Source organism: Acinetobacter portensis (genome assembly GCF_010646905.1).
Classification (GTDB): Bacteria; Pseudomonadota; Gammaproteobacteria; order Pseudomonadales; family Moraxellaceae; genus Acinetobacter; species Acinetobacter portensis.
This window is the reverse complement of sequence record NZ_JAAARQ010000002.1, coordinates 173,694-197,214: the sequence shown is the minus strand read 5'-3', so window position 1 is coordinate 197,214 and position 23,521 is coordinate 173,694. Positions and strand designations below refer to the sequence as shown.

The window sequence follows — 23,521 nt, the reverse complement described above, 5'->3', positions numbered from 1 at the left end:
ATGTTTATCGTGGCCGGTGCATCAGCACACTCTTCTTTCAAGAAAACGCAACTATTAACACGTCTATCTTCAATTAGTTCTGTTCAATCTATAGAAAGCCAATGGGTTTATCTATTTGACCAAGCGCTGAATGAGCAACAGCAACAATCTGCTTTACAGCTACTAAACGATGGTCAATCTTTTGAACTACGCCAAGCTACAAGTGATGAAGTTCAAATATTAGTTACACCACGTGTAGGTACTATTTCTCCGTGGTCTTCTAAAGCGACTGATATTTTTGCCAATTGTAATACCCCGATACACCGCCTTGAACGCGGTGTTTTGTTTACTTTGAAAGGTCTAAAAGACTTATCTAAAGAAGTAATTTTGGCATTGCATGACCGCATGACAGAAAGCGTGTTCAATCAAATTGAAGATGCTGCTGCATTATTCTCTGAAACTGAACCAAAACCATTAAACTCAATTGATATTTTGGGGCAGGGTAAAGATGCTTTAGTTAAAGCAAACTCTGAATTTGGTTTTGCACTTTCTGATGAAGAAATTGATTATTTAACTGATGCTTTCATTAAAATGGGTCGCAACCCGCACGACATCGAATTGATGATGTTTGCACAAGCGAACTCTGAGCATTGTCGTCATAAAATCTTTGGTTCTGAATGGACAATTGATGGTGAAAAACAACCATTGTCTTTGTTCCAAATGATTAAAAATACTTATAAAGAATCTCCAACAGATGTATTGTCTGCATATAAAGACAATGCTTCTGTAATTGTGGGCTTCGATACTCAGCGTTTTTATCCAAAACAAGATGCTGAAACAGGTCAACATGTTTATAAGTATAAGAGCCAAGCTGCTCATATTCTTATGAAAGTAGAAACACATAACCATCCAACAGCCATTGCACCATTTGCAGGTGCTGCGACTGGTTCAGGCGGTGAAATCCGTGATGAAGGCGCAACAGGTCGTGGTGGTAAGCCTAAAGCAGGTTTAACAGGCTTTACAGTTTCTAACTTAAATATTCCAGGTTTTGAACAACCTTGGGAAGAAAATTACGGTAAACCATCTCGTATGGCTTCTCCACTTCAGATCATGATTGATGGTCCTTTAGGTGGTGCGGCATTTAACAACGAATTTGGTCGTCCTGCTTTAAATGGTTACTTCCGTACTTTCGAACAAAATGTAAATGGCGATGTAAAAGGCTTCCATAAGCCAATTATGATTGCTGGTGGTTACGGTAACATCCGTCCTGATCATGTAGAAAAAGATGCAATTCAACCGGGCGATTTATTAATTGTTCTTGGTGGTCCTGCAATGCTGATTGGTTTAGGCGGTGGTGCAGCATCTTCTGTAGATAGCGGTAAATTGGGCGAAAACCTAGATTTTGCTTCTGTACAACGTGAAAACCCAGAAATGGAACGCCGTTGCCAAGAAGTGATTGATACTTGCTGGCGCATGGAAGATTACAACCCAATCGTATCTGTACATGATGTGGGCGCGGGCGGTGTATCAAATGCAATGCCTGAGCTTGTGAACGATCACGAACTTGGTGCTGTACTTGATCTTCGTAAGATTCCATCTTTAGAGCCGGGCATGTCTCCAATGGAGATTTGGTCGAACGAAGCACAAGAGCGTTATGTCCTTGCAATTCGTCCATCATCACTTGAATTGTTTGAGTCAATTTGTGAACGTGAGCGTTGTCCGTTTGCTGTATTGGGTGAAGCAACTGAAGCACGTCACTTAACTGTTGAAGATCCATTGTTTGAAAACAAAGCTGTGGATATGCCAATGCAAGTGATGCTTGGTGGTACGCCACGCATGAGCCGTTCATACGAAACAATTGAGCGCAAAGGCGATGACTTCACAGCAGAAAAAGTAACTGATCTTAAAGATGCAATTTACCGTGTTATTAAGAATCCAACTGTTGCTTCTAAGTCGTTCTTAATCACCATTGGTGACCGTTCGATTACAGGTATGGTTGCTCGTGATCAGTTTGTAGGTCGTTGGCAAGTTCCTGTGGCGGATGCTGCGGTTACAACAACAAGCTTAGTAGGTTACACAGGTGAAGCAATGGCAATGGGCGAACGTCCACCTGTTGCATTGTTAAATCCTGCTGCATCGGCTCGTTTATCGGTTGCTGAATCGATCACCAACATCATGTCTGCAAAAATTGACCAAATTAGCGATATTAAATTATCTGCGAACTGGATGGCTGCGGCAGGTCAACAAGGTGAAGATCAAGCATTATTCGAAGGTGTAAAAGCCATTGGTATGGAAATGTGTCCTGCTTTAGGTATCGCAATTCCTGTAGGTAAAGATTCTTTATCTATGCGTACCACGTGGAATGACGAAGGCGAAGATAAATCTGTAACATCTCCTATGACAGGCGTAATTACAGCATTTGCACCTGTAACAGATGTTCGTAAGACATTGACACCAGAACTAAAAGATATTGAATCTGTACTTGTACGTATCGACTTGTCTAAAGGTCAATTCCGCCTTGGTGGTTCGATCTTGGCGCAGGTGTATAAAGCAATTGGTTCGGTTACTCCAGATGTAGACAGCTTCGATGACTTCAAAGCATTCTTTGCATTGGTTCAAGATTGGAACAATCGTGGCTTAATTAAAGCGTATCACGACATTGGTGATGGTGGCTTGGTTGCGACTGTTGCAGAAATGATGTTTGCTTCACGCTTAGGTGTAGCACTTGAAGAGCAATCTACTGCAAGTTTATTTGCAGAAGAAATTGGTGCCGTGCTTCAAATGAGCAAAGCAGATTGGGCAGTATTAGACGCTGAAGTAACAGCATCAAGCCTTAAAGATGCGATTGCAGTGATTGGTACGGTAAACAACACAGATACGTTAACTGTAAATGGTTTAGCACTTGATCGTGCAGATTTACAAGTGGCTTGGACTGAAGTTTCTCATCAAATTCAACGTTTACGTGACAACGTAAAAACAGCGGATGAAGAGTTTGCTTTAATCACAGATAAATCTCATGCAGGTATTATTGCAAAACCTACATTCGATTTGAACGAGCCAATTGAAGCGCCATACATCAATGGTCGTCGTCCTAACATGGTGATTTTACGCGAACAAGGCGTAAATGGTCATGTAGAAATGGCTGCGGCGTTCGATAAAGTTGGCTTCAATACTGTTGACGTTCACATGAGTGACTTGCTTGCAGGTCGTATTAGCCTAGATGATTTTGAAGGCTTAGTGGCTTGTGGTGGTTTCTCTTACGGTGACGTATTGGGCGCAGGCGGTGGTTGGGCTAAATCTGTATTGTTCAATCCGAAACTTCGTGATCAATTTGAGAAATTCTTTAACCGTGATGAAACATTCTCTTTAGGTGTTTGTAATGGTTGCCAAATGTTATCTCAACTTGCACCGCTTATTCCGGGTGCGGACAACTGGCCACGTTTCCACCGCAATGAGTCTGAAATGTTCGAAGCACGTGCTGTAAACGTTCGTGTTGAAAAGTCGAATTCAGTATTGTTACAAGGTATGGAAGGTTCGATTTTACCAATCGCAATTGCGCATGGTGAAGGTCGTGTGGTTGCACCTGAATCTAGCATTGCAGCATTGAATGCGGGTAATCAAGTAATCTTGCGTTATGTAGATAGCCAAGGTAACCCAACTCAGCATTATCCATTGAACCCGAACGGTTCACCTGAAGCGATTTCAGGCGTGACATCTACAGATGGTCGTGCAACGATTATGATGCCTCACCCTGAGCGTAACTTCCGTGCAGTTCAGCATTCTTGGAAGCCTGAAGATTGGGATCAAGATGGTGCTTGGTTACGTATGTTCCGTAATGCGCGTAAGTTTATTGGCTAATCCTGATTAAGTTTCTAAAAAGCCACCTTCGGGTGGCTTTTTTATTTTGTTTCAATTTAGATTTCTTTTTTTAATTCTCCCACTGGACTTGGTTTAGATTTTGCTTTTATATGGTAGTGAATAAGGTTTTGTGTGTTGTATGCACATTTTAGTAGCAATATAAAAGAAAGATGGATAACTAAACAATTTCAGTATCAACACTCAGGTATGAGGTGATGTCATGACGAAAACTTTTAAAATTATGGATAATAAGGCTGAGTTTAAGCAAAAAGGTTGGATGTTATTTGGAGCAGTTTTTGCTTTGCAAGCTTTGGTTTTAGGTGCAGGTTATTTGCTTTATAGCATTTGATTGATGAAATGAAAAAACCACCGTAAGGTGGTTTTTTTGTTATATGAGATATTTGTCTTACTTTTGAGAGGGCAAAAGTAACAAAACTCTTTTGTTAGACTGATGGGACGTCCTTGTCCCACAGTCTAACGTGCGACATCCATGTCGCAAGTCACCTGATTGATTTAGGTTAAAACTTTACTTTTTCTTTTGTTATTATGTGATTATTAAAATATTTAAGACTAACTAGAAGTTATCTAATATATAAATGAAAGCTCCTTCTCCCTTTGGGAGAAGGTTGGGATGAGGGGTGTTTATGATAAAAACATCTCCCTAACCCTCTCCTATGAGGAGAGGGAATACCATTGTGAATTTTTTAATGTTCACGAATATTCTATTAAGGAATTTTAATGCTTAAACTTATCTATTACGTTCCTGAATCTCATCTTGAAATGACTAAACTTGCGATTTTTGAAGCAGGGGCAGGTGGCATAGGCAACTACGAACATTGTGCTTGGCAAGTGTTAGGAACAGGACAATTTAAACCCGTAAAAGGTGCAAATCCATTTATTGGTGAACTCGACACTTTAGAAAAAATACCCGAATGGCGAGTAGAAACGATTGTGCCTGAAGAGAAAGCATCTGCTGTAGCAAAAGCACTAAAAGCAAGCCATCCCTACGAAGAGCCCGCCTTTGAGTTTTTACAAATTATAGAAATAAATTAGTTTTATTCAGTATCTACTTTTAGTTTAAATTTCTTTTGAATATAGCCGTATAAAGGTCCAACGGTACTCATCACACCAATCATACGAACTACATGAAAGGCTGTCACCATAGGTACACCCAAATGTAAAATTTTGGCAGCGAGCGTCATTTCTGCAACACCACCTGGCGCTAAACCTAAAATTAAAGTGGGCAATGGAATATCTACAAAAAACAGTAAAATATAAGCACTGACAAATGCGAATAAAATACTTAAAACATTAGCCAAAGCCACAACAGACATATATCTTGGTGCTGTTTTAAAAAATGTCGGGCTAAATTTATTACCTAAAGACCATCCTAAAAGAACCTGCCCTAAATGCAAAATTGAGGGTGGAATAGAAGATAGATGAATGCTGTTTGCAGTTAAAAGAATAGCAACCAATAAAGGTCCAAAAGTCCAAGGGTTTGGAAGCTTAAATTTTTTAAAAATAAAGCAGCCTAATAAACATAAGGCAAATAAAACAAGAAAATTAGACCAATTAACAGGAATACTTAAAATTGCGGAAGTGTCTGCACCGTGCCATCCCATGAATTTATAAAAGAATGGAATAAACACAACCACTAAAAGCACGCGTAATGCATGCGCAGAAGCCACTTTATCGACACGAGCTGAATATTGTTCAGCTAAATTAGACATCTCATTTGCACCACCAACCGCAGATGCAAACCAAGCTGTTTTAAAGTCGACATTACCCCATTTATAAATAATAAAAGCAGTGAGTGCACCTAAGCATAAAGCAAAAACTAAACCTACAATTAAGACCGCCCAATGGCTTAACACCACATGAATCATGTCTGGAGTGAAATATAAACCAAGTGATAAACCAATAATGAGTAAGCCAATTTGACGTGCAGATTTATGGCAGTCGATAGGTGCATTGTTGATTTTCAAAAGTGCAGTAACAAAAAGAGGACCTAATAACCAAGGTATAGGCAAATTAAGTTGCTGCGCAATGAAAGCACCACAAAGGGCAAAGCAAAAGCTATAAAGATATTTAAAATAAAGCATGCTGTTTTTATACGCAGTTTAAAGAGGAGTATCAACATCCATTTGATATAAAGAAAATATCTACATCAATTAAAGAACCTGTATTTCTATCTAACAATTAAATCGTATTCTTTTGAAAGTTCACGGAGTTGGTTGGTTTGCTTATAAACGTATTGAGTGAGTTCATCACCTGTCATTGTGAGTGGTAATAAATCGTATTGCTGACGAATTTTCTGAAACTTACCATCTTTCGCCATGCTATCAAATGATTTTTTCCACCAGTTATAAGCTTCATTACTGACATTTGGACCCATGTAATAACCACGAATAATAGGCCATTCAATATCAAAACCTTGCTCTTTTGCGGTAGGAATAGAGGTTAAATTGCCAGATAAACGCTCTTTAGAAAATACAGCCAATACACGCATTTCCCCAGATTTCATGTGTGGAACAATTTCAGCAACGCCAGCACTAACCACTTGAATATGATTGTCTAATACTGAAGTTACAGCTTCACCGCCACCTTCTAAGGCAATATAGGTCATTTTTTTAGGATCAATTCCCGCAACTTTTGCAAGCATTGCAGTTTGCATCCAGTCTTGACCACCAATACTACCACCAGCTGCAAAACTGATTCCTTGAGGATTCTTTTTTAAGGCATTAACCAAATCGTTTAAGTTTTTAAATGGAGAGTCTGCTTTTACTGCAACCATGCCATAATCAGTACCAATGACAGATAACCAACGAACATCTTTTTCGTTATATTTTCCAAATTTGCCTTGTGCAATATTGAGTAAAGAACTTGTAGAGAAAGCAATAATCGCATTATTGTTCGCTGGGTCATTGGCAATAATTTTGTTATATGCGACGGCACCTACACCACCTGGCATATAAGTGACTTGCATGGGTGCTTTTAAAGTGTCTGTCGTTGTTAAAGCATCTTGAGCTAGTTTGCAGGTCAAATCAAAACCACCACCAGGTTTAGCTGGAACAATACATTCTGGGTTATTCGGTTCACCCGATATCCCTTTTTTATTGCAAGCAACAAGGCTTAGTCCAATAGTAAGTATTGATCCTGTGATGAGTAATGATTTAATCATCATTTGTTGATGCTCCATTTATTGTAATTTTCCACTAATTATTAAACCATTCTGGTAAAAAGTTTAGAACCTAACATTCACACAATGATGATATCAGTACACTATTTTTTTTTAAGATGCACTTATAAAATTATTATAAATTGTTAATATAAAAGGTTTTGTTAATTTTATGCTTGTTGAAAACGTAGATGTTTATTGAGTTTTAGGCAAATTTTGAAGTGAAAGAGAGAAAAAATAAATTGGGTTTATTTCAACCAAAGTGAAATGGGGAATTATAAGTAACTTTTAAAATATAGATCAGAATGATCATATTTTTGAAATATATAAATGTTAAAAACTTGATAAAGACTATAAATATGTCTGTTAAATGAATTTTTTTAAACCAACTATTTTCCAACCTAGACTTAGTTAGTCTATTTTTTTAAATGGATGTTAAGGAATAATAATGCGCAAGAAAAAAATAGCTCAGTTGATAACAGCGGCGACATTAAGTTTGTTTACAATACAACTTACCCATGCTGAAACAATTAAAGCTCCTACAATAAAAATTCAGGAACAAATAAATGTCTTAGAAAAAGGCAATTGGGATCAATTTAATCATGCACAGCTCAATCAATTTATCTTAGAAAATGGCAATAAAAGTGCAAAATATAATGCTCAAAAACCGCCATATGTCGTTTTTGATTTTGATAACACATCTATTTTCTTAGATATTGAAGAAGCGACACTGATTTATCAACTTGAAAATTTACTGTTCAAGGTTAGTCCTAAAGAACTCAATAAAGTGATTCGTACCAATATTGAAGATACAAACTTTAGTTCAGATTTTAATAATCAAGATGGTCAGCCTGTAAATATCAACACCATTTCGCCCGATATTATTGAAAGTTATACGTGGCTTTATAAAAATTATGTTGGCTTAAAAGGGAAGAAGTCTTTAGATGAGGTGAAACAAAATCCTCATTATGAAAACTTCATTACCAAAATGCGATATTTATACGCAGCCATAGGCGACACTTTTGATCATTCGGTTTCTTATCCTTGGGTGACTTATTTATTTGCAGGTTATGCACCAAATGAAGTGAGCCAACTTGCTAAAGCAACGTACGCTTGGCAACAACAGCAAAAAATTGCACCTGTAACTTGGACATCTCCTCAAGCATTGGCTGGTAAAGCAGGTGTCGTTTCTGTGACTTGGGATAATGGTTTAAGACCGTATAAAGATGTTCAAAACTTATATCAGGCTTTGATGCAAAATGGCTTTGATGTTTATGTATGTTCAGCATCATTTATAGATGTGATTAAGGGAATTGCAACAGATCCAAATATTGGATTTAATGTTCCGACCGATCGTGTGTATGCAATGCAATTACAACATGATAAAAATAATAAAATTATCGCCAAATTTAATGAGGATTATTTCCAAACGCAAGGCAAAGGAAAATCACAAACCATCGAAAAGTTTTTGGTGAGTAAATATGGTTATGGTCCGAGCTTTATAGCAGGAGATAGCGAAGGCGACCAAAACATGATGCAGGATTTCGCAGATACGCAAAAAGTCTTGATTGTGAACCGTTGGAGAAAACTAACAACAGATATTGGTCAGTTTTCGAAAGTTGCTTCTGAAAGTTATGGCACGCAAAACCCGAAATATTTATTACAAGGTCGAGATGCCAATACAGGCTTATTTGTACCATCAACAAAAAGTATTGCTTTTGGTTCAACAGAGGCAAAGGCATTTAAATAAGTTTGAATTAGTTTTTTGATAAAGATCGACCTATATCCAATATTGAATATAGGTCGTTTTTTTATATTTTTTGGATAAATAAACTTCGGTCAAAACGGTATTGTGGGAAGAATACACCATCTTCTGCACGTTCACCTGCGGCAATCACCATCACTGGATATTGCTGATTGTTCAGGTTTAATATTTTAGCCACTAAAGGCTCATCGAAACCTTCCATCATGCAACTGTCAAAACCATAAGCACGTAAAGCTAAAACTAAGTTTTCACATGCAAGAGCAGTGGTTTTACTTGCCCAAAGTTTTGCATCATCTGTACTAAATGCTGTCACAGGCAATTGCTTGTCTAGGGTACGTGCAACTTTGAAAGCTACTTTCTTAAAGTTACCTAGTGAATTAAAGTAACCTGTCTTATAGTTGTATGGAATGAACTTGTAATATTTTTTCACCATTGCAGGAACTTCTGGGAATGGGAACTCATTAATATTACGTTTTGCCATTTCATCAATACGATCTGTACGTGCAACACAAACAATAAGTTCAGATGCTGTTTTTGCCGCAAGTTGACCTAAACATGCTTTAACCAATCGTTTTTTCTTTGCAGGATTTTGAACAACGTAAAATGTCCAAGGCTGTAAATTCGATGAATTGGGCGCAAGTAAGGCTAAATCTAAACAAGCATCAAGCACATCTTCAGGAATAGCTTTGTCGGTAAATTTACGCACAGAACGACGGCTTTCTACCACTTTACGAAAGTTATCGATATCAATATCTTGTGGTGCAGCTTCGTAATAGCGTTTCTTTTCAGTATTTGACATAAGATTTTAAAATCTCAGAAATGAAAATGCACCTCAAGCATAAACCGTTGGTGCATTAAAAGATTAATTAAATTGTGAAAAATCAGGCTTACGTTTTTGCATAAATGCAGTAACCGCTTCTTTCATTTCTGGTGATGAAACACGTTGCATGAAAATTTCTGCTTCATGGTCAATACAATCGACAATTTCTTCTAGGTTATGTTTCATTAATGCTTTGGTTTGACGTAAAGATGCAAGTGGTAAGGCTGCTAGAGTTTGAGCTTGTTTCTGAGATGTTGCATAAACATCATCTTCAATACTATTGATAATGCCTGCACTTAACGCTTTTTCACTATTAAATTTTTGTGCGGTAAATAATAATTCAGCCGCTTTATGATAGCCTGCTTGTTGAATGAGTAATTTACTCGAAGCACCTTCAGGTGAAAGACCTAAGCTGACAAATGGAATTTGGAATAGGGCAGTATTGTCGCTATAAACAAGGTCTGCATGTAAAAGAATAGTCACACCAATGCCAATGGCTACACCACGAACTGCTGCAATTAAAGGTTTTGAAAAACGTGCCGCAGATTTTAACACCACAAATGGAGGTGCGTCGCCTGCTTTACCTTGTAAGGGCGATTGAATAAATTTCATAAAGTCTTGCATGTCATTGCCTGCGCTAAAGTCGGCATCTTGACCACGTAAAACCACAACACGAACCGTATTGTCTAAATCTGCTTGATCTAAAGCTTCAGCAATTTTTAAATATAATTCGCCATAAACAGCATTCTTTGCTTCTGGGCGGTTAATGGCTAAAGTCAGTACGCCATTTTCTAAAGTGGCATTTAAATGTTGATGAGGCTGTTGAATACAACTAAGTGTCATCGTACTATCCTTGCTTTAAACTTAATTTAATTTTATGCCCCATTATGTCGTATATTTATTTCAACGCCATAACTCATGAGTCATAAAAAGTCAGATCTGCTATGAATTATAAATTTGATTATCTCGTTTTTATTGGTCGGTTTCAGCCTTTTCATTTGGCACATATGAAAACCATTCAAATTGCTTTGGAGCATAGTCAAAATATTATTTTGGCATTAGGTTCTGCGCAAAATGAACGGAATATTAAAAATCCATTTTTAGCAACTGAACGTGAACACATGATTTTATCTAACTTTTCCAAAGAAGATCAAAATCGCATTAAATTTGTTCATGTAATTGATGTTTATAATGATGAAAAATGGCAAAAACTAGTGAAATCATTAGTTGCAGATGTCATTAATGATTCAGATAAAGTTGGTTTAATTGGTCACTTTAAAGATGATTCATCTTACTATTTAAAATTTTTCCCTGAATGGGAGATGGTTGAGCTTGAAAGTTTAGAAGGTGCTATGTCTGCAACACCTATGCGTGAAGCTTATTATCGGGGTGAAATTTTGCGTGAAGCATTTCCTGAAGGTTCAATTAAGTTTTTAGAGCATTTTCAAGAAACTGAAATTTATCAAAAATTACAGCAGAAATTTAAAGATCAAGATAAAAGTAATATCGTACTTTAAAGATTAGTGATTTAAACGAAGCCATCAAAATGATGGCTTTTTTGTGTCTTGAATAAATAATTGTTTTGTCTGGTCTAAAATGACCGAGGTTAATATTTTTAATGGTTCGGACTGCTGTTTCCAATGGTGCCAATACAGTTGGATATCGGTTTGAGCTTCAGGAATGAGAGGAATGAGTTGACCACTTTCAAGCTCTTTACGAATTTGCATTTCTGGCGCCATACCATAGCCTAAGCCTTGAATGATTGCCTGAGCGAATGATGCTGCTGCAGGAATAAAATGATAGGGATAGCTTTGCATATTTAAGCCAAATAATTCCAATATACAGTTTGAGTGAAGCTGATCTTTATCGCCAAAAATAACAGCAGGAGCGCGTCTTAAACTTTCCCGATTTACACCGTATTGAAACCATGTATTTTTAAACTCAGGCGTAGCAACCATTAAATAACGCATTGCTCCTAAGTGATGAGTGACACAGCCTTTTAAATGCACTTGTTCTGAACTAATACAGGCATTTACGATCCCTGTTTCCATAAGTTGATGTGTTTGAGATTGATCATCGATACTTAATTGAAGTGAAATTCGCTCACGAATGAGTGTGGGTTGTAGTGTAGGAAGTAGCCATGTATCTAATGAGTCGGCATTGGTGGCAATATTAAGTTTGAAAAATGAAGATGTATCCGATTTTCCTTTCAACTGCTGTAATAAATTTTGTTCCATCAAACGTTGATGTTGTAGGTGTTCAAGTAGTAATTGACCTGTAGATGTAACACGACAGGGACGCTCACGAACAATCAATGTATTGCCTAAATCTTTTTCTAAGCTTTGTACGCGTAATGTGACCGCAGATGCTGTGATATGTAAGCGAATAGCCGCTTGTTCAAAACTACCCGTTTCTGCGACTGCGAGAAAAGCTTCGCAAGCTTTATGTGGAAGCATAGATTAACCTAAGTATTTTTTAGTTATATTGATATTTTCTTAATAATACTTATTTTTAAAAAAATTACGAGATAATTCGCCACATATTAAAATGACGGTGATTTGAAATGCTACATACAGTACTTCAAGGCTTTTTAGTGAGTATTGGGCTGATTATTGCAATTGGTGCGCAAAATGCTTTTGTCTTGAAACAGGGCTTAAAACAAGAACATATTTTTTGGATTTGCTTAATTTGTGCAATGTCAGATGCAATTTTGATTTTTGCAGGTGTTTTTGGTTTTGGGCATGTTGTGCAAAGTCATACAGCTTGGATTGATATTGCTAAATATTTAGGCGCGATGTTTTTATTTTTGTATGGTTTACAGCATTTTTATCAAGCTTGGACAAAGAAACAAAGCTTAGAAGCGAATGGCAAAGATGAAACGAGTTTAGTTAAAGTCTTACTGATTTGTTTGGCATTTACTTGGTTAAATCCGCATGTGTATTTAGATACGGTGGTTTTAATTGGTGCTATTTCTACACAAATTACGGGTGATAAAGTTCATTTTGCCGTGGGCGCAAGTTTAGCTTCGTTTATTTTCTTTTTCAGCTTGGGTTATGGTGCGAAATATTTACAGCCATTATTTAAAGATTATAGAGCGTGGAAAGTTTTAGATGTAGGTGCTGGCTTCTTGATGTGGGGAATTGCTTATTCGTTAATTGCGTAATTTAAAATGAAAATGTGAAATATAAGCAAGGATGCTGATATTATAAAAATAATAATTATGTTTTAAAATAATAGCTTATATTTTGAAAAAGAAAGGGGTGTTTATTGAGGTTTAGTTGGGACTGGGGAGCTATTGGAAATTTCACAGTAGCTGGCGCAACTATATTTGCCGCATACAAGGCTGTTTCAATTTCAGATCAATGGCGTATTCAAAAAAGAAGTGAGATTGTTTCTGAAATTGCAAAAAAAGCATATAAGGGGAAAATTGTATATCAAGATAAAATTAAAAATTTATATCCAAAAATTCTTACAATTTTAGGGGATAAAGATTTTAATGATAATAAAGAAAAAAGAGACTTTAGAATGGATAATTTAGTTAGTGCAATGAAGGAACTCACAGAGGCTCATATAGAATTAATAAGTGATCTTGGTATTATAAGTAAGTACTATTCTAATGAGAGTATTGAAAGCACAATTAATAATCTTATTTTAGAAAGAAAAGAGCTTGATGTAGTGATTTTTAAAGTTTTAAGTATTGCTACTAATCAAAAACAGTTATCTGCTGAGGAGCATAATGAAATTTCCAAAAGACTTTTTGATAAAACTAATAAAATGAAAAAATAGTCGATTTGCCTAATTTTGAACAAAGTTTAATAAATTATATACTTCATACAAACACTTGAATTGATTTAAGAGGTTGATGCCTATAAGTATTTACAGGCATCATATTCAAAAATATTAACCCTGAAGTGCTTTTAAGTCTTCTAAAACTTGTTCAGCATGACCTGCCGCTTTTACCTTACGGTATTCTTTAACCAATTGACCGTTATGGAAAATGAAAGTAGAACGCTCAATGCCCATTACTTTTTTGCCATACATATTCTTTTCTTTAATTACATCAAAATGCTGACAAAGCACTTCTTCTTTATCACTAATTAAATTAATTGTGAGGTTTTGCTTCTCAGTAAAGTTTTGATGCGCTTTTACAGAGTCACGTGAAATACCTAAAATAGTGGTATTTAAAGCATCAAACTGATCTTTTAAGCAAGAAAAACCAACGGCTTGAGTAGTACAACCAGGTGTAGAATCTTTAGGGTAAAAATAAACAATTAACCATTCAGTTGGAACTTCACTTAAATTGATCTCGCCCGTCGTTGTAGGAAAAACTTGATTAAGCAAACTTAATTGAGCTGACATATGAATACTCTAAAATTCTGAATTATGATTAAGATCATACTGAATGTAGCGCAGAATTGATAAGACTTTTCAGATAATTTTTTAGCTTAAAGTGATTTGTAAAAGCTATAAAAAAAGCCACATGACGTGGCTTTTTAAATTAAACAAACTTATTTTTGGAATTTAGCAAGTTTTGTTTCTAATGCTGTACCTAAGCAAGCTTTAACTTTAGGTTGTTCAGACTTACCAAAGCTTTGTAATGCAGTTGCGTATTTTTTCTCATCTTTTGCATTGCGAGCGCTTTGTAATTCCCATTGAAGAGAATTTGTCATGCGACCTTGAGATTCAACATTACATTTACAAAGTTTATTCACTTCATCTTTTGTTAAAGCTTTTAAAGCACCAGCTTTAGTTTGCTCATCTACACAAACACCAATCAAACCTTGTTTAACATTGCTGCTTTTATAGGCTGCTGCCATTTTTGCTTGCGCATCAGCTGTATTAGCAAAGCTCGCTGCTGAAAAAAGTGTAGAAATAGCAAGAACACTTGAAAGAATAATTTTTGATTTCATAAAGTCAGAATTCCTCTTAAACTGGAATATAACGAGTAGGGTCTTGAATACCTGCTTCCACAAAACCTTGTTTGCGTAAACGGCAGCTATCACATAAACCACATGCTCGCCCTTGGTCATCTGCTTGGTAGCAAGAGACGGTTTGACTATAGTCTACGCCATGCTCTACACCTAAGCGAATAATATTTGCTTTAGATAAATTCAAAAGCGGTGTTTCAAATTTAAGCGGTTTTCCTTCAACACCCACTTTGGTTGCAAGGCGAGCCATCTTTTCAAAAGCATCAATAAATTCTGGGCGACAATCTGGGTAACCCGAATAATCGACAGCGTTAATACCAATAACAATGGCTTCTGCACCAAATACTTCCGCAGCAGCTAAAGCATAAGATAGGAAGATGGTGTTACGAGCAGGTACATAAGTTACAGGAATGCCTTCTTGTTCTTGTTCTGGAACAGAAATGCTGTGATCTGTAAGGGCAGAACCACCTAAATTCCCTAAGTCGATATTAATAGTGCGATGCTCAACACCTGCGCGTTCTGCTAAAGCTTTTGCAGCATCTAACTCTGTCGTTGAGCGTTGACCATACATAAAGCTGAGTGCAATACATTCATAACGAGCTTGAGCCCATGCTAAACACGTTGTTGAGTCTAGGCCACCAGACAACAAAACAATGGCACGAGAACGCATATTAAATCTCCAAAAAAATCATTAAATAGATGTGGATTAACCCTTAGCGACCAGTTTCATCATTCCAAAGAAGTTTGTGCAACTGCAATTGGAAACGAACAGGGAGATGATCGTCTAAAATCCATTGTGCTAAATCACGCGCAAGTTGAGGTAAACGAACCGCACCTTTTTCCACTGCAAACGCAGGAGAGAACCAAACCGTGCTTACTTTTTCATTTAATTTGTACTGTTCAACTTGTTGTTTAGACCATTCATAATCTTCATGGTTACAAATCACAAATTTGATTTGATCATGAGATGTTAAATGATCGAAATTAGAAAGCAAATTTCGTGCAACTTCACCAGAAGTTGGCGTTTTTAAATCTAAAACTTTAGATACACGTGAATCGACTTTAGAAACATCTAAAGCACCACTGGTTTCTAAAGAAACTTCACAACCTAAATCTGCTAAACGCTGCATGAGTGGTAATGCATTGGGTTGAGCAAGTGGCTCACCGCCTGTTACGCAAATATAGGGTGTTTTAAAATCTAATGTTGTTTGAATAATGTCATCTAAAGATTGACGTTCGCCACCTTCAAATGAATATGTTGTATCGCAATATGTACAACGTAGCGGACAACCTGTAAGACGAATAAATACAGTCGGTAAGCCTGCTGCATTTGCTTCACCTTGCAATGAATAAAAAATCTCCGTGATGCGTAAACCCGCAGACGGATCAGAAACAGGAATAGCAGAAGATCGGAGAGTACTCATAACAAAATTAACCAAGGAAGATGGAACACTATAAAAACAAAAATCTCTACGACCATGACTGACCGTAGAGACGAGGAACATTTAAAGTTCCGCAATCATTTTAATGAAGAATATTAGTCTTCACGTAATAAATCGTTTAGGCTCGTTTTAGCACGAGTTTTCGCATCTACTTTTTTCACAATAATTGCAGCATAAAGGCTGTAAGTACCGCATTTAGATGGAAGGCTACCAGATACAACAACAGAACCAGCAGGTACACGGCCGTAATGGATTTCGCCAGTTGCACGGTCATAAATCTTAGTCGATTGACCAATGAACACGCCCATTGAAATTACAGAACCTTCTTCAACAATTACGCCTTCAACAATTTCAGAGCGCGCACCGATGAAGCAGTTATCTTCAATAATAGTAGGGTTTGCTTGAAGTGGCTCAAGAACACCACCAATACCAACACCACCAGATAAATGAACATTTTTACCAATTTGAGCACATGAACCAACAGTTGCCCATGTATCTACCATTGTACCTTCATCAACGTAAGCACCAATGTTTACGTAAGATGGCATTAATACAACGTTTTTCGCTTGGAAAGAACCTTTACGAGCAACAGCAGGTGGTACTACACGTACGCCAGCAGCCTTAAATTGTTCTTCCGTCCAATCGCCAAACTTAGTATCAACTTTGTCATAGAAACGAAGATCACCAGCTTCCATTGGTTTGTTGTCATTTAATTTGAATGATAACAATACAGCTTTTTTAACCCATTGATGAACAATCCATTCGCCATCAATTTTTTCAGCAACACGTAAAGTGCCGTTATCTAAGCCAGCAATAACTTCTTCAACTGCTTGACGGATTTCAGTAGAGCAGTCCGCTGCTGTGAAATTAGCACGGTCTTCAAACGCTTGTTCAATGATTGTTGAAAGCTGAGACATGATCTTCCTTCCAGAAAAAAATTTTCACAGATTTTACACTATATTGACCAAGAAAATGACTTAAAACCGAATTAGCAGTGAATTTATTCTAAAATATTTTGATTTTTTTAATCTTATATAACCGAATGTGATCTAATATTCTAAATTTCTCCATAATTGTACTAAACGTTATAGAAATCACGTAAAACAAAACAAAAAATAAGCAAAATGTGCTTAAAAAAATAGCGATTTTCAATCTATATTAAATTCGTTGGTTATCAATCAAAATTACGATTCAAGGTTTAATTACACTGAATGGAGTATTAAATGAAATATTTAAAAACAGCTTTATTTGCATCAGTTCTAACAACGGCAGCAGGTACTGCAATGGCAGACGGTGCAGTCATTAAAGATGGTTATATTTTTGAACATAATAAATTAATACCAACAGGTGTTCGTGCTGAAGTCGGTACAACGGGTTACGGTGGTGCAATACAATGGACAGCAAGTCCTTATGTTGGTTTGTCACTTGGTTATAACGGTGGCAATATTTCTTGGCGCGATGATTTATCTGTAAACGGTACTAAATATGATGTTGATATGGACAATAATAATGTCTATTTGAATGCAGAAATTCATCCGTGGGGTACAAGCAATAATCGTTGGGCTCAAGGAACATATTTTGCTGCAGGTGTAGCTTATTTAGATAACGATTATGATTTATCGCAACGTTCTAAAGATGGTAATGTGAAACTCAATGGTACGAATTATAGTTACAATGGCGAACTTCGCGGACAAATGAACTATAAAAACAATATTGCACCTTATGTAGGTGTGGGTATTGCGCCTAAGTTTAGTAAAAACTGGGGTGTATTTGGTGAAGTTGGTGCGTATTACACAGGTAATCCAACTGTGAATTTAGATGCAGACGGTACATTTATTAATGCCAATGGTGGCAGTGCAGCTGCTGACTTAAAAGCAGAGCAACAAAAAATTGCCAATGATGATAAATATGCTTGGATGCCAGTGGGTAAAGTTGGTGTGAATTTCTATTGGTAATTTAGAAGTTTGATCATTGAAACATAATAAAAAAGAGGCGAATTCGCCTCTTTTTTATATTTAAAGATTTGTTATTAATCTTCAGGATATGCCATTTTTTTCAGGGCTTTGATGTCTGCATCGGCAGAACATAATGAAATGAATTCATAGCCATAACCACGAAGTAAATGACCTTTACGAACGGCAATCCATGTTGTATTTACGCCAAAAATATCGGTTGGAATTTGTTTTAAACGATGGTCGCGCTCTGTGTCATAAGCGACATCGTTGACAATACCAACGCCCATGCCAAGTTCAACATAAGTCTTAATAACATCGGCATCCAGAGCAGACATCACAATATCAAAATCTGCGCCTGACTCTTCAAATGCTTTATCAATTTTAGAACGACCTGTAAAACCACCGTGATAGGTGATAATTGGGTATTCGGCTAAATCTGGAATTGTAATATTGCTTTTGCTTGCCAGTGGATGACCTTGTGGCGTAATAATACTGTGTTGCCACTCATAAAAAGGAACACTTGCAAGATTACTTTCCGCTGTTAACGATTCTGTTGCAATACCAATATCTGCTTCGCCTTGAAGTAACATTTCTGTAATTTCAACAGGGCTTGCTTGTTGCAAAATCAAATGGACTTTAGGAAATTCTTTTTTGAATTTGTTCACAATAGGCGGTAATACATAACGCGCTTGCGTATGCGTAGTTGCAATTGTAAGCGTACCTTCATCGACTCTATTAAAATCATCTGCAAGACGTTTAATATTGTCTGCATCTACCAACATTCGTTCTACGATACCAAGTAAAGATTGACCGGGTTCTGTTAAGCCAAGTAAGCGTTTACCTTTACGAATAAAAAGTTGTACGCCTAATTCATCTTCTAAATCTTTGATGTGTTTACTTACACCAGACTGTGATGTGTATAACGCAGCAGAAGCCTCAGTAAGATTATAATTTTGTCTTACGGTTTCTCGTATGATACGTAGTTGTTGGAAATTCATGATTCTTGTTCCCTTTTTGCGAAAGGGGCTTTAGCCCCATTCCAACGTCTTAAGCGACTTGATTTTCAAATAAGTGTAATTCAGTCACGCTTAACCAAACAGTTTGGCTTGGACGGAATTGATGTAATTTTGCTTCATCAGGCGTTAATGTAATTTCAATTAAGTTGCCTTGACGATCTTGTAATTCTGCTACTACTTTACCTGCAATCCAGACTTCACGTAAGAAGGTGGCTTGAATGGCATTGTCTTGAGGCTGTGCATGAAGGCGTAACTCATCTGGACGAGCAAAAGCAATCACACTACCTTCAGGCGATTTCTTTAAGCTTTCGAGCTGAATACGGTCTTCACCAATTTGAATGATGCCATTTTGATTGTGACCTTCAAAACGGTTTGCTTGACCTAAAAAGTCAAATACAAATGGTGTTGCAGGTTTTTCATACACTTCACGTGGCGAACCAATCTGCTCTACATTACCTTTGTTCATAACAATAATTTGGTCTGCAACTTCAAGTGCTTCTTCTTGGTCATGCGTTACGAAAATAGAGGTGATGTGTAATTCATCATGCAAAGTACGCAACCAACGACGTAATTCTTTACGAACTTTGGCATCGAGTGCACCAAATGGTTCGTCAAGTAAAAGTACGCGAGGTTCAACTGCTAGTGCACGAGCAAGTGCAATACGTTGACGTTGACCACCCGAAAGTTGAGCAGGATATCGGTCTGCCAAGAAACCAAGTTGAACTAAGTCTAAAAGACGCGTCACACGTTTTTTAATTTCAGCTTCAGATGGACGAGTTGAGCGAGGACGTACACGTAAACCAAATGCAATGTTGTCAAATACAGTCATGTGACGGAACAAAGCATAATGTTGGAATACAAAACCAACTTCACGTTCACGCACATGAACATTGGTCGCATCTTCGCCTTCTAAAATAACTTGACCGCCATCTGCAGATTCTAAGCCTGCAATAATGCGAAGTAGCGTTGTTTTACCACAGCCAGATGGACCAAGTAGGGCAACCAATTGACCATCTGGAAAATCTAAAGAGATATTGTTAAGTGCATGGAATGCACCAAAATGTTTTTCAATATTTTTAACTTGAATACTCATGAGGTCATTCCTTAAGCTTGTGCATCTTCATTGCGTTTGTCTTGTTTTTCTTGGCGAATCTCAACCCATGTTTTTAAGATTAGGGTCACAATTGCGAGTAAAGCCAAAAGTGAAGACACAGCAAATGCAGCACTGAATGTATATTCGTTATATAGAATTTCTACGTGTAATGGCAATGTATTGGTTTCACCGCGAATATGTCCTGAAACCACAGACACCGCACCGAATTCACCCATTGCACGTGCATTACAAAGAATGACACCGTAGATTAAACCCCATTTAATATTGGGTAAGGTTACTTTCCAAAAAGTTTGCCAACCCGAAGCGCCAAGAACAATAGCGGCTTCTTCTTCTTCTGTTCCTTGTGCTTCCATAAGAGGAATAAGCTCACGCGCAACAAAAGGTACAGTAATAAATACAGTTGCTAGAACAATGGCAGGAACGGCATATAAAATTTTAATGTCGTTATCCATTAACCAACTTCCCATCCAACCTTGTGTACCAAAAATCAGCACAAGCATTAAGCCTGCAATAACAGGTGATACTGAAAATGGCATATCAATAATGGTGGTTAAGATAGATTTACCACGGAAGTTAAATTTCGCAACACACCATGCCGCTGCAACACCAAATACCACGTTCATAGGTACTGCAATAACAGCTGTAAGAAGTGTTAATTTCACTGCAGATAAAGTATCTGGATGAACCAATGCTTGGAAATAAACGCCTACGCCTTGTTTAAATGCTTCTACGAAAACCAAAATCAAAGGCAATATTAAGCAACTTAAAAAGAAAATAAGCGCAATGGTTAGTAGCGTATAACGAACCCAAGTAGGCTCACGTGTAGCATCACGAGATTGTAATTTTTCTGCTAAAGCAAAGCTGTTCGTATTCATCGAGCAGTTCTCCCAGTACGACGACTCGCCCATGCTTGTAATAAGTTAATTAAAAACAGAATTACAAATGAAAGCACAAGCATCACCACTGCGATTGTTGTCGCACCTGCATAATCATATTCTTCTAAGCGAGAAATAATCATGAGCGGAGCGATTTCAGTTTTGAACGGCATATTGCCTGCAATAAAAATAACCGATCCATATTCACCAACACCACGTGCAAACGCTAAAGCAAAGCCTGTAATAAGTGCAGGGAATAGAATAGGTAAAATTATTTTAGTGATAATTTGGAAACGACTTGCCCCTAAAGCAGACGCTGCTTCTTCAAGTTCAGTTTCTAAATCACTTAGTACAGGTTGAACTGTACGAACCACAAAAGGAATACCAATAAAAATTAGGGCAAGGGTAATACCAATAGGGCTATAAGCTACTTTAATACCCAATGGTTCAAGGTACTGACCAATCCAACCTGTAGGTGCATAAAGTGAAGTTAATGCAATACCTGCAACCGCTGTAGGTAAAGCAAAAGGTAAATCGACTAAAGCATCTACAATGCGTTTGCCTGGGAAGTTGTAACGGACTAAACACCAAGCGAGTAATAAACCAAAAACAACGTTAATAACAGCGGCAATAACGGCTGCACTAAAACTGAGTTGTAATGACTTTAAAATACGTTCAGAAGTTAAAATTTCCCATAAACCATCCCATCCAATACCAAGCGATTTAATAAAAACAGCTGAAAGTGGAATAAGCACAATTAATGACAAATACGCTAGGGTAAAGCCTAGGGAAAGACCAAATCCTGGCAGCACTCGGGATCGCTGCGACATGATTACTCCTCAAAAAGAGAGCACTGACCAAAATAAGTCAGTGAAATAAATAAATTGAAAACAAGCATAGTTTGCAGACGTCAAATAGCAAATTTAAAAAAATACTTGCTTACATCAGAAATATTGATATGTTTCGATGGCTTATCTGAAATTAAATAGTTCGATAACTCAGGAAAAGAACCAAAACCTGATGCAACATTAATATGTCCAACTTGACCTAAGTTGATTGGATCTAATTTCCAAGATTCAGCCAATTGCAATGCATCTTGAAAATCTAACCATGGATCATTTTCGCTAATTATTAAATGTGTGGGAGCATGTATTTCTAATTGGTGAAAATAAGTGTGATAGTCATTTTGGCTATCTCTAGCAAATCCTGCATCTCCAAAACGGGCAGGGTTTGCAGGTGCAACTAACACTAAATTTTTTACTTTGCTATTTAGCTCAGGATGCTGTGCTAAAGCGGCAACTGTCGTTAAACAACCAAAACTATGAGCAACAATCTGAATATCACCTTGAATAGGTGTCACAGTTTTAACAAATTCAGCAACCCAATCTTTTAAGATGGGTAAGTTCCAATCTTTTTGTTGAACGCGAGAACAAGATGACATGATTTGTCTTTGTAATATAGATTGCCAATGATTGTATTCACTACCACCAACACCCGGAACAATTACGGTATGTGTCATGATCTTGCTCCCTTATTCAGCGCATTATTTAGCGCTATTTGCTTTTACGATTTGGTCAAACACACCGCCATTTTCGAAGTGTGCTTTTTGTACTTTGTCCCAACCACCAAATTCTTGATCAATGGTCACAAGTTTGAGCGGTTTAAAGGTGTTTTTGTATTTTGCTAAAGTGGTCGCATTACGTGGACGATAAAAATTACGTGCGGCAATGTCTTGACCTGCAGGTGAGTACAAGTAGTTTAAGTAACCTTTAGCTAAGTTTAAGTTGCCTTTTTTCGCAGCATTTTTATCTACAATGGCAACAGGTGGTTCAGCCAAAATTGAAAGTGATGGCGTTACAATTTCAAACTTACCTGGTTGTTCACGAATCGCTAAATGCGCTTCATTTTCCCAAGCAAGTAATACGTCACCAATACCACGTTCAGCAAATGTTGTTGTTGAACCACGAGCGCCAGAATCTAACACTTTTGTATTTTTATAAACTTTAGCCACGAATTCTTGCGCGGTTTTGTCATTACCACCTGTTTGATGTTTTGCCCAAGCCCAAGCAGCTAAATAGTTCCAACGTGCGCCACCTGAAGTTTTAGGGTTAGGTGTAATAATGCCAACGTTTGGTTTTACTAAATCTCCCCAATCTTTAATGCCTTTAGGGTTGCCTTTACGCACTAAGAAAACAATTGTTGATGTATATGGTGTTGAATTTTGTGGAAGTTTCTTTTGCCAATCTAATGGTAATAATTTTGTTTTTTCAGCAATAACGTCAATGTCAGCAGCAAGAGCAAGCGTAACAACATCAGCATCTAAACCATCAATAACAGCACGAGCTTGTTTACCCGAACCACCGTGAGATTGTTTGAAATTGATTTTTTGACCTGTACGGCTTTCCCAATATTTTCCAAATTGTTTATTTACGTCTTCATATAATTCACGGGTTGGATCATAAGATACGTTTAAGAAATCTTTGGCTACAACTGAAAATGATGTTGCAGAAATTACTGCAGCAAGAAGCCCAAGCTTTAATTTAGATGAAACACTCATGCCAACCTCAATATTATTAATGTTTTGAAACATG

At 37.2% G+C, this 23,521-nt stretch carries 24 protein-coding genes; 8 read left to right on the top strand and 16 right to left on the bottom strand.

Going from position 1 to position 23,521, the window contains the following annotated elements:
• The 3 genes from purL (at position 1) to GTK57_RS00915 (ending at position 4,890) form a co-directional block, all read left to right on the top strand.
• Entirely contained in the window at positions 1-3,837 is a 3,837-nt protein-coding gene (purL, locus tag GTK57_RS00920) for a phosphoribosylformylglycinamidine synthase (RefSeq protein ID WP_163120872.1), read from the top strand.
• A 220-nt stretch (positions 3,838-4,057) separates the two neighbouring features.
• Positions 4,058-4,186, top strand: coding sequence for a KGW motif small protein (locus GTK57_RS14775; protein ID WP_267313479.1), 129 nt, complete (start codon positions 4,058-4,060; stop codon positions 4,184-4,186).
• A gap of 389 nt (positions 4,187-4,575) precedes the next feature.
• A complete protein-coding gene (locus tag GTK57_RS00915; protein ID WP_163120871.1) occupies positions 4,576-4,890 on the top strand; it encodes an NGG1p interacting factor NIF3 in 315 nt (104 codons plus the stop codon).
• A gap of 2 nt (positions 4,891-4,892) precedes the next feature.
• On the opposite strand, the gene GTK57_RS00910 is transcribed toward GTK57_RS00915, so the two are convergent.
• Positions 4,893-5,939, bottom strand: coding sequence for an AbrB family transcriptional regulator (locus GTK57_RS00910; protein WP_163120870.1), 1,047 nt, complete (start codon positions 5,937-5,939; stop codon positions 4,893-4,895).
• Between the two features lie 86 nt (positions 5,940-6,025).
• Entirely contained in the window at positions 6,026-7,018 is a 993-nt protein-coding gene (locus GTK57_RS00905) for a tripartite tricarboxylate transporter substrate binding protein (RefSeq protein ID WP_163124513.1), read from the bottom strand.
• 445 nt (positions 7,019-7,463) lie between these two features.
• Here GTK57_RS00905 and GTK57_RS00900 point away from each other — a divergent pair, with 445 nt between their 5' ends.
• Entirely contained in the window at positions 7,464-8,765 is a 1,302-nt protein-coding gene (locus GTK57_RS00900; RefSeq protein ID WP_163120869.1) for an HAD family hydrolase, read from the top strand.
• Positions 8,766-8,826: 61 nt separating this feature from the next.
• Here the strand turns inward: GTK57_RS00900 and GTK57_RS00895 are convergent, their stop codons facing one another.
• On the bottom strand, positions 8,827-9,579 hold the full coding sequence (locus tag GTK57_RS00895) for a nitroreductase family protein (protein WP_152873890.1): 753 nt from the start codon (positions 9,577-9,579) through the stop codon (positions 8,827-8,829).
• A gap of 63 nt (positions 9,580-9,642) precedes the next feature.
• Positions 9,643-10,443: an enoyl-CoA hydratase gene (locus tag GTK57_RS00890; RefSeq protein WP_163120868.1), complete on the bottom strand. Its 801-nt coding sequence runs from the start codon at positions 10,441-10,443 to the stop codon at positions 9,643-9,645.
• 101 nt (positions 10,444-10,544) lie between these two features.
• Between GTK57_RS00890 and GTK57_RS00885 the strand changes: the two genes are divergently transcribed.
• A complete protein-coding gene (locus GTK57_RS00885) occupies positions 10,545-11,117 on the top strand; it encodes a nicotinate-nicotinamide nucleotide adenylyltransferase (protein ID WP_163120867.1) in 573 nt (190 codons plus the stop codon).
• A 24-nt stretch (positions 11,118-11,141) separates the two neighbouring features.
• Here GTK57_RS00885 and GTK57_RS00880 read toward each other — a convergent pair whose 3' ends face one another.
• Entirely contained in the window at positions 11,142-12,056 is a 915-nt protein-coding gene (locus GTK57_RS00880; RefSeq protein WP_163120866.1) for a LysR family transcriptional regulator ArgP, read from the bottom strand.
• Positions 12,057-12,163: 107 nt separating this feature from the next.
• Here GTK57_RS00880 and GTK57_RS00875 point away from each other — a divergent pair, with 107 nt between their 5' ends.
• Together GTK57_RS00875 and GTK57_RS00870 are read left to right on the top strand one after the other, a co-directional pair.
• Positions 12,164-12,763 carry a LysE/ArgO family amino acid transporter gene (locus GTK57_RS00875; RefSeq protein ID WP_163120865.1) on the top strand — a complete coding sequence of 200 codons (600 nt, stop codon included), beginning with the start codon at positions 12,164-12,166 and terminating at the stop codon, positions 12,761-12,763.
• A gap of 104 nt (positions 12,764-12,867) precedes the next feature.
• The gene (locus tag GTK57_RS00870) at positions 12,868-13,386 is read left to right on the top strand and encodes a hypothetical protein (protein ID WP_163120864.1); all 519 of its coding nucleotides are present in this window, start codon (positions 12,868-12,870) and stop codon (positions 13,384-13,386) included.
• A 114-nt stretch (positions 13,387-13,500) separates the two neighbouring features.
• Here GTK57_RS00870 and GTK57_RS00865 read toward each other — a convergent pair whose 3' ends face one another.
• The 5 genes from GTK57_RS00865 to dapD all read right to left on the bottom strand — a co-directional run bounded on the left by GTK57_RS00865 (position 13,501) and on the right by dapD (position 16,887).
• Entirely contained in the window at positions 13,501-13,959 is a 459-nt protein-coding gene (locus GTK57_RS00865; protein ID WP_163120863.1) for a peroxiredoxin, read from the bottom strand.
• 149 nt (positions 13,960-14,108) lie between these two features.
• Positions 14,109-14,510, bottom strand: a complete 402-nt coding sequence (locus GTK57_RS00860; protein ID WP_152873883.1) for a hypothetical protein — start codon at positions 14,508-14,510, stop codon at positions 14,109-14,111.
• Positions 14,511-14,526: 16 nt separating this feature from the next.
• Positions 14,527-15,198 (bottom strand): 7-cyano-7-deazaguanine synthase QueC, encoded by a 672-nt coding sequence (gene queC, locus GTK57_RS00855; protein WP_163120862.1) that lies wholly within the window; start codon positions 15,196-15,198, stop codon positions 14,527-14,529.
• Between the two features lie 43 nt (positions 15,199-15,241).
• The gene (gene queE / locus GTK57_RS00850; RefSeq protein ID WP_163120861.1) at positions 15,242-15,952 is read right to left on the bottom strand and encodes a 7-carboxy-7-deazaguanine synthase QueE; all 711 of its coding nucleotides are present in this window, start codon (positions 15,950-15,952) and stop codon (positions 15,242-15,244) included.
• 113 nt (positions 15,953-16,065) lie between these two features.
• On the bottom strand, positions 16,066-16,887 hold the full coding sequence (dapD, locus tag GTK57_RS00845) for a 2,3,4,5-tetrahydropyridine-2,6-dicarboxylate N-succinyltransferase (RefSeq protein WP_152873880.1): 822 nt from the start codon (positions 16,885-16,887) through the stop codon (positions 16,066-16,068).
• Between the two features lie 306 nt (positions 16,888-17,193).
• On the opposite strand from dapD, the gene carO reads away from it, so the two are divergent.
• Complete coding sequence (gene carO, locus GTK57_RS00840) at positions 17,194-17,925, top strand: ornithine uptake porin CarO (RefSeq protein ID WP_163120860.1); 732 nt, start codon at positions 17,194-17,196, stop codon at positions 17,923-17,925.
• Between the two features lie 74 nt (positions 17,926-17,999).
• Here carO and GTK57_RS00835 read toward each other — a convergent pair whose 3' ends face one another.
• The 6 genes from GTK57_RS00835 to GTK57_RS00810 form a co-directional block, all read right to left on the bottom strand.
• Positions 18,000-18,923 carry a CysB family HTH-type transcriptional regulator gene (locus GTK57_RS00835; RefSeq protein WP_163120859.1) on the bottom strand — a complete coding sequence of 308 codons (924 nt, stop codon included), beginning with the start codon at positions 18,921-18,923 and terminating at the stop codon, positions 18,000-18,002.
• 49 nt (positions 18,924-18,972) lie between these two features.
• Positions 18,973-20,034 (bottom strand): sulfate/molybdate ABC transporter ATP-binding protein, encoded by a 1,062-nt coding sequence (locus GTK57_RS00830; RefSeq protein ID WP_163120858.1) that lies wholly within the window; start codon positions 20,032-20,034, stop codon positions 18,973-18,975.
• 11 nt (positions 20,035-20,045) lie between these two features.
• Positions 20,046-20,930: a sulfate ABC transporter permease subunit CysW gene (cysW, locus tag GTK57_RS00825; protein ID WP_152873876.1), complete on the bottom strand. Its 885-nt coding sequence runs from the start codon at positions 20,928-20,930 to the stop codon at positions 20,046-20,048.
• Positions 20,927-21,760: a sulfate ABC transporter permease subunit CysT gene (cysT, locus tag GTK57_RS00820; RefSeq protein WP_152873875.1), complete on the bottom strand. Its 834-nt coding sequence runs from the start codon at positions 21,758-21,760 to the stop codon at positions 20,927-20,929. The genes cysW and cysT overlap by 4 nt, the downstream gene beginning before the upstream one ends.
• An 80-nt stretch (positions 21,761-21,840) precedes the next feature.
• Positions 21,841-22,449 (bottom strand): alpha/beta hydrolase, encoded by a 609-nt coding sequence (locus tag GTK57_RS00815; RefSeq protein WP_163120857.1) that lies wholly within the window; start codon positions 22,447-22,449, stop codon positions 21,841-21,843.
• Positions 22,450-22,473: 24 nt separating this feature from the next.
• Positions 22,474-23,487 (bottom strand): sulfate ABC transporter substrate-binding protein, encoded by a 1,014-nt coding sequence (locus GTK57_RS00810; RefSeq protein ID WP_152873873.1) that lies wholly within the window; start codon positions 23,485-23,487, stop codon positions 22,474-22,476.
• Positions 23,488-23,521 lie beyond the last annotated feature (34 nt).

Coding starts and splice junctions, on each gene's coding strand:
- GTK57_RS00890 (WP_163120868.1), bottom strand. CDS start 10,443: ATGACACTTAGTTGTATTCAACAGCCTCATCAACATTTAAATGCCACT.
- GTK57_RS00810 (WP_152873873.1), bottom strand. CDS start 23,487: ATGAGTGTTTCATCTAAATTAAAGCTTGGGCTTCTTGCTGCAGTAATT.
- dapD (WP_152873880.1), bottom strand. CDS start 16,887: ATGTCTCAGCTTTCAACAATCATTGAACAAGCGTTTGAAGACCGTGCT.
- GTK57_RS00815 (WP_163120857.1), bottom strand. CDS start 22,449: ATGACACATACCGTAATTGTTCCGGGTGTTGGTGGTAGTGAATACAAT.
- GTK57_RS00885 (WP_163120867.1), top strand. CDS start 10,545: ATGAATTATAAATTTGATTATCTCGTTTTTATTGGTCGGTTTCAGCCT.
- GTK57_RS00865 (WP_163120863.1), bottom strand. CDS start 13,959: ATGTCAGCTCAATTAAGTTTGCTTAATCAAGTTTTTCCTACAACGACG.
- GTK57_RS00835 (WP_163120859.1), bottom strand. CDS start 18,923: ATGAATTTCCAACAACTACGTATCATACGAGAAACCGTAAGACAAAAT.
- GTK57_RS14775 (WP_267313479.1), top strand. CDS start 4,058: ATGACGAAAACTTTTAAAATTATGGATAATAAGGCTGAGTTTAAGCAA.
- queE (WP_163120861.1), bottom strand. CDS start 15,952: ATGAGTACTCTCCGATCTTCTGCTATTCCTGTTTCTGATCCGTCTGCG.
- GTK57_RS00905 (WP_163124513.1), bottom strand. CDS start 7,018: ATGATTAAATCATTACTCATCACAGGATCAATACTTACTATTGGACTA.
- GTK57_RS00880 (WP_163120866.1), bottom strand. CDS start 12,056: ATGCTTCCACATAAAGCTTGCGAAGCTTTTCTCGCAGTCGCAGAAACG.
- queC (WP_163120862.1), bottom strand. CDS start 15,198: ATGCGTTCTCGTGCCATTGTTTTGTTGTCTGGTGGCCTAGACTCAACA.
- GTK57_RS00900 (WP_163120869.1), top strand. CDS start 7,464: ATGCGCAAGAAAAAAATAGCTCAGTTGATAACAGCGGCGACATTAAGT.
- carO (WP_163120860.1), top strand. CDS start 17,194: ATGAAATATTTAAAAACAGCTTTATTTGCATCAGTTCTAACAACGGCA.
- purL (WP_163120872.1), top strand. CDS start 1: ATGTTTATCGTGGCCGGTGCATCAGCACACTCTTCTTTCAAGAAAACG.
- GTK57_RS00860 (WP_152873883.1), bottom strand. CDS start 14,510: ATGAAATCAAAAATTATTCTTTCAAGTGTTCTTGCTATTTCTACACTT.
- GTK57_RS00875 (WP_163120865.1), top strand. CDS start 12,164: ATGCTACATACAGTACTTCAAGGCTTTTTAGTGAGTATTGGGCTGATT.
- GTK57_RS00830 (WP_163120858.1), bottom strand. CDS start 20,034: ATGAGTATTCAAGTTAAAAATATTGAAAAACATTTTGGTGCATTCCAT.
- GTK57_RS00910 (WP_163120870.1), bottom strand. CDS start 5,939: ATGCTTTATTTTAAATATCTTTATAGCTTTTGCTTTGCCCTTTGTGGT.
- cysT (WP_152873875.1), bottom strand. CDS start 21,760: ATGTCGCAGCGATCCCGAGTGCTGCCAGGATTTGGTCTTTCCCTAGGC.
- cysW (WP_152873876.1), bottom strand. CDS start 20,930: ATGAATACGAACAGCTTTGCTTTAGCAGAAAAATTACAATCTCGTGAT.
- GTK57_RS00895 (WP_152873890.1), bottom strand. CDS start 9,579: ATGTCAAATACTGAAAAGAAACGCTATTACGAAGCTGCACCACAAGAT.
- GTK57_RS00915 (WP_163120871.1), top strand. CDS start 4,576: ATGCTTAAACTTATCTATTACGTTCCTGAATCTCATCTTGAAATGACT.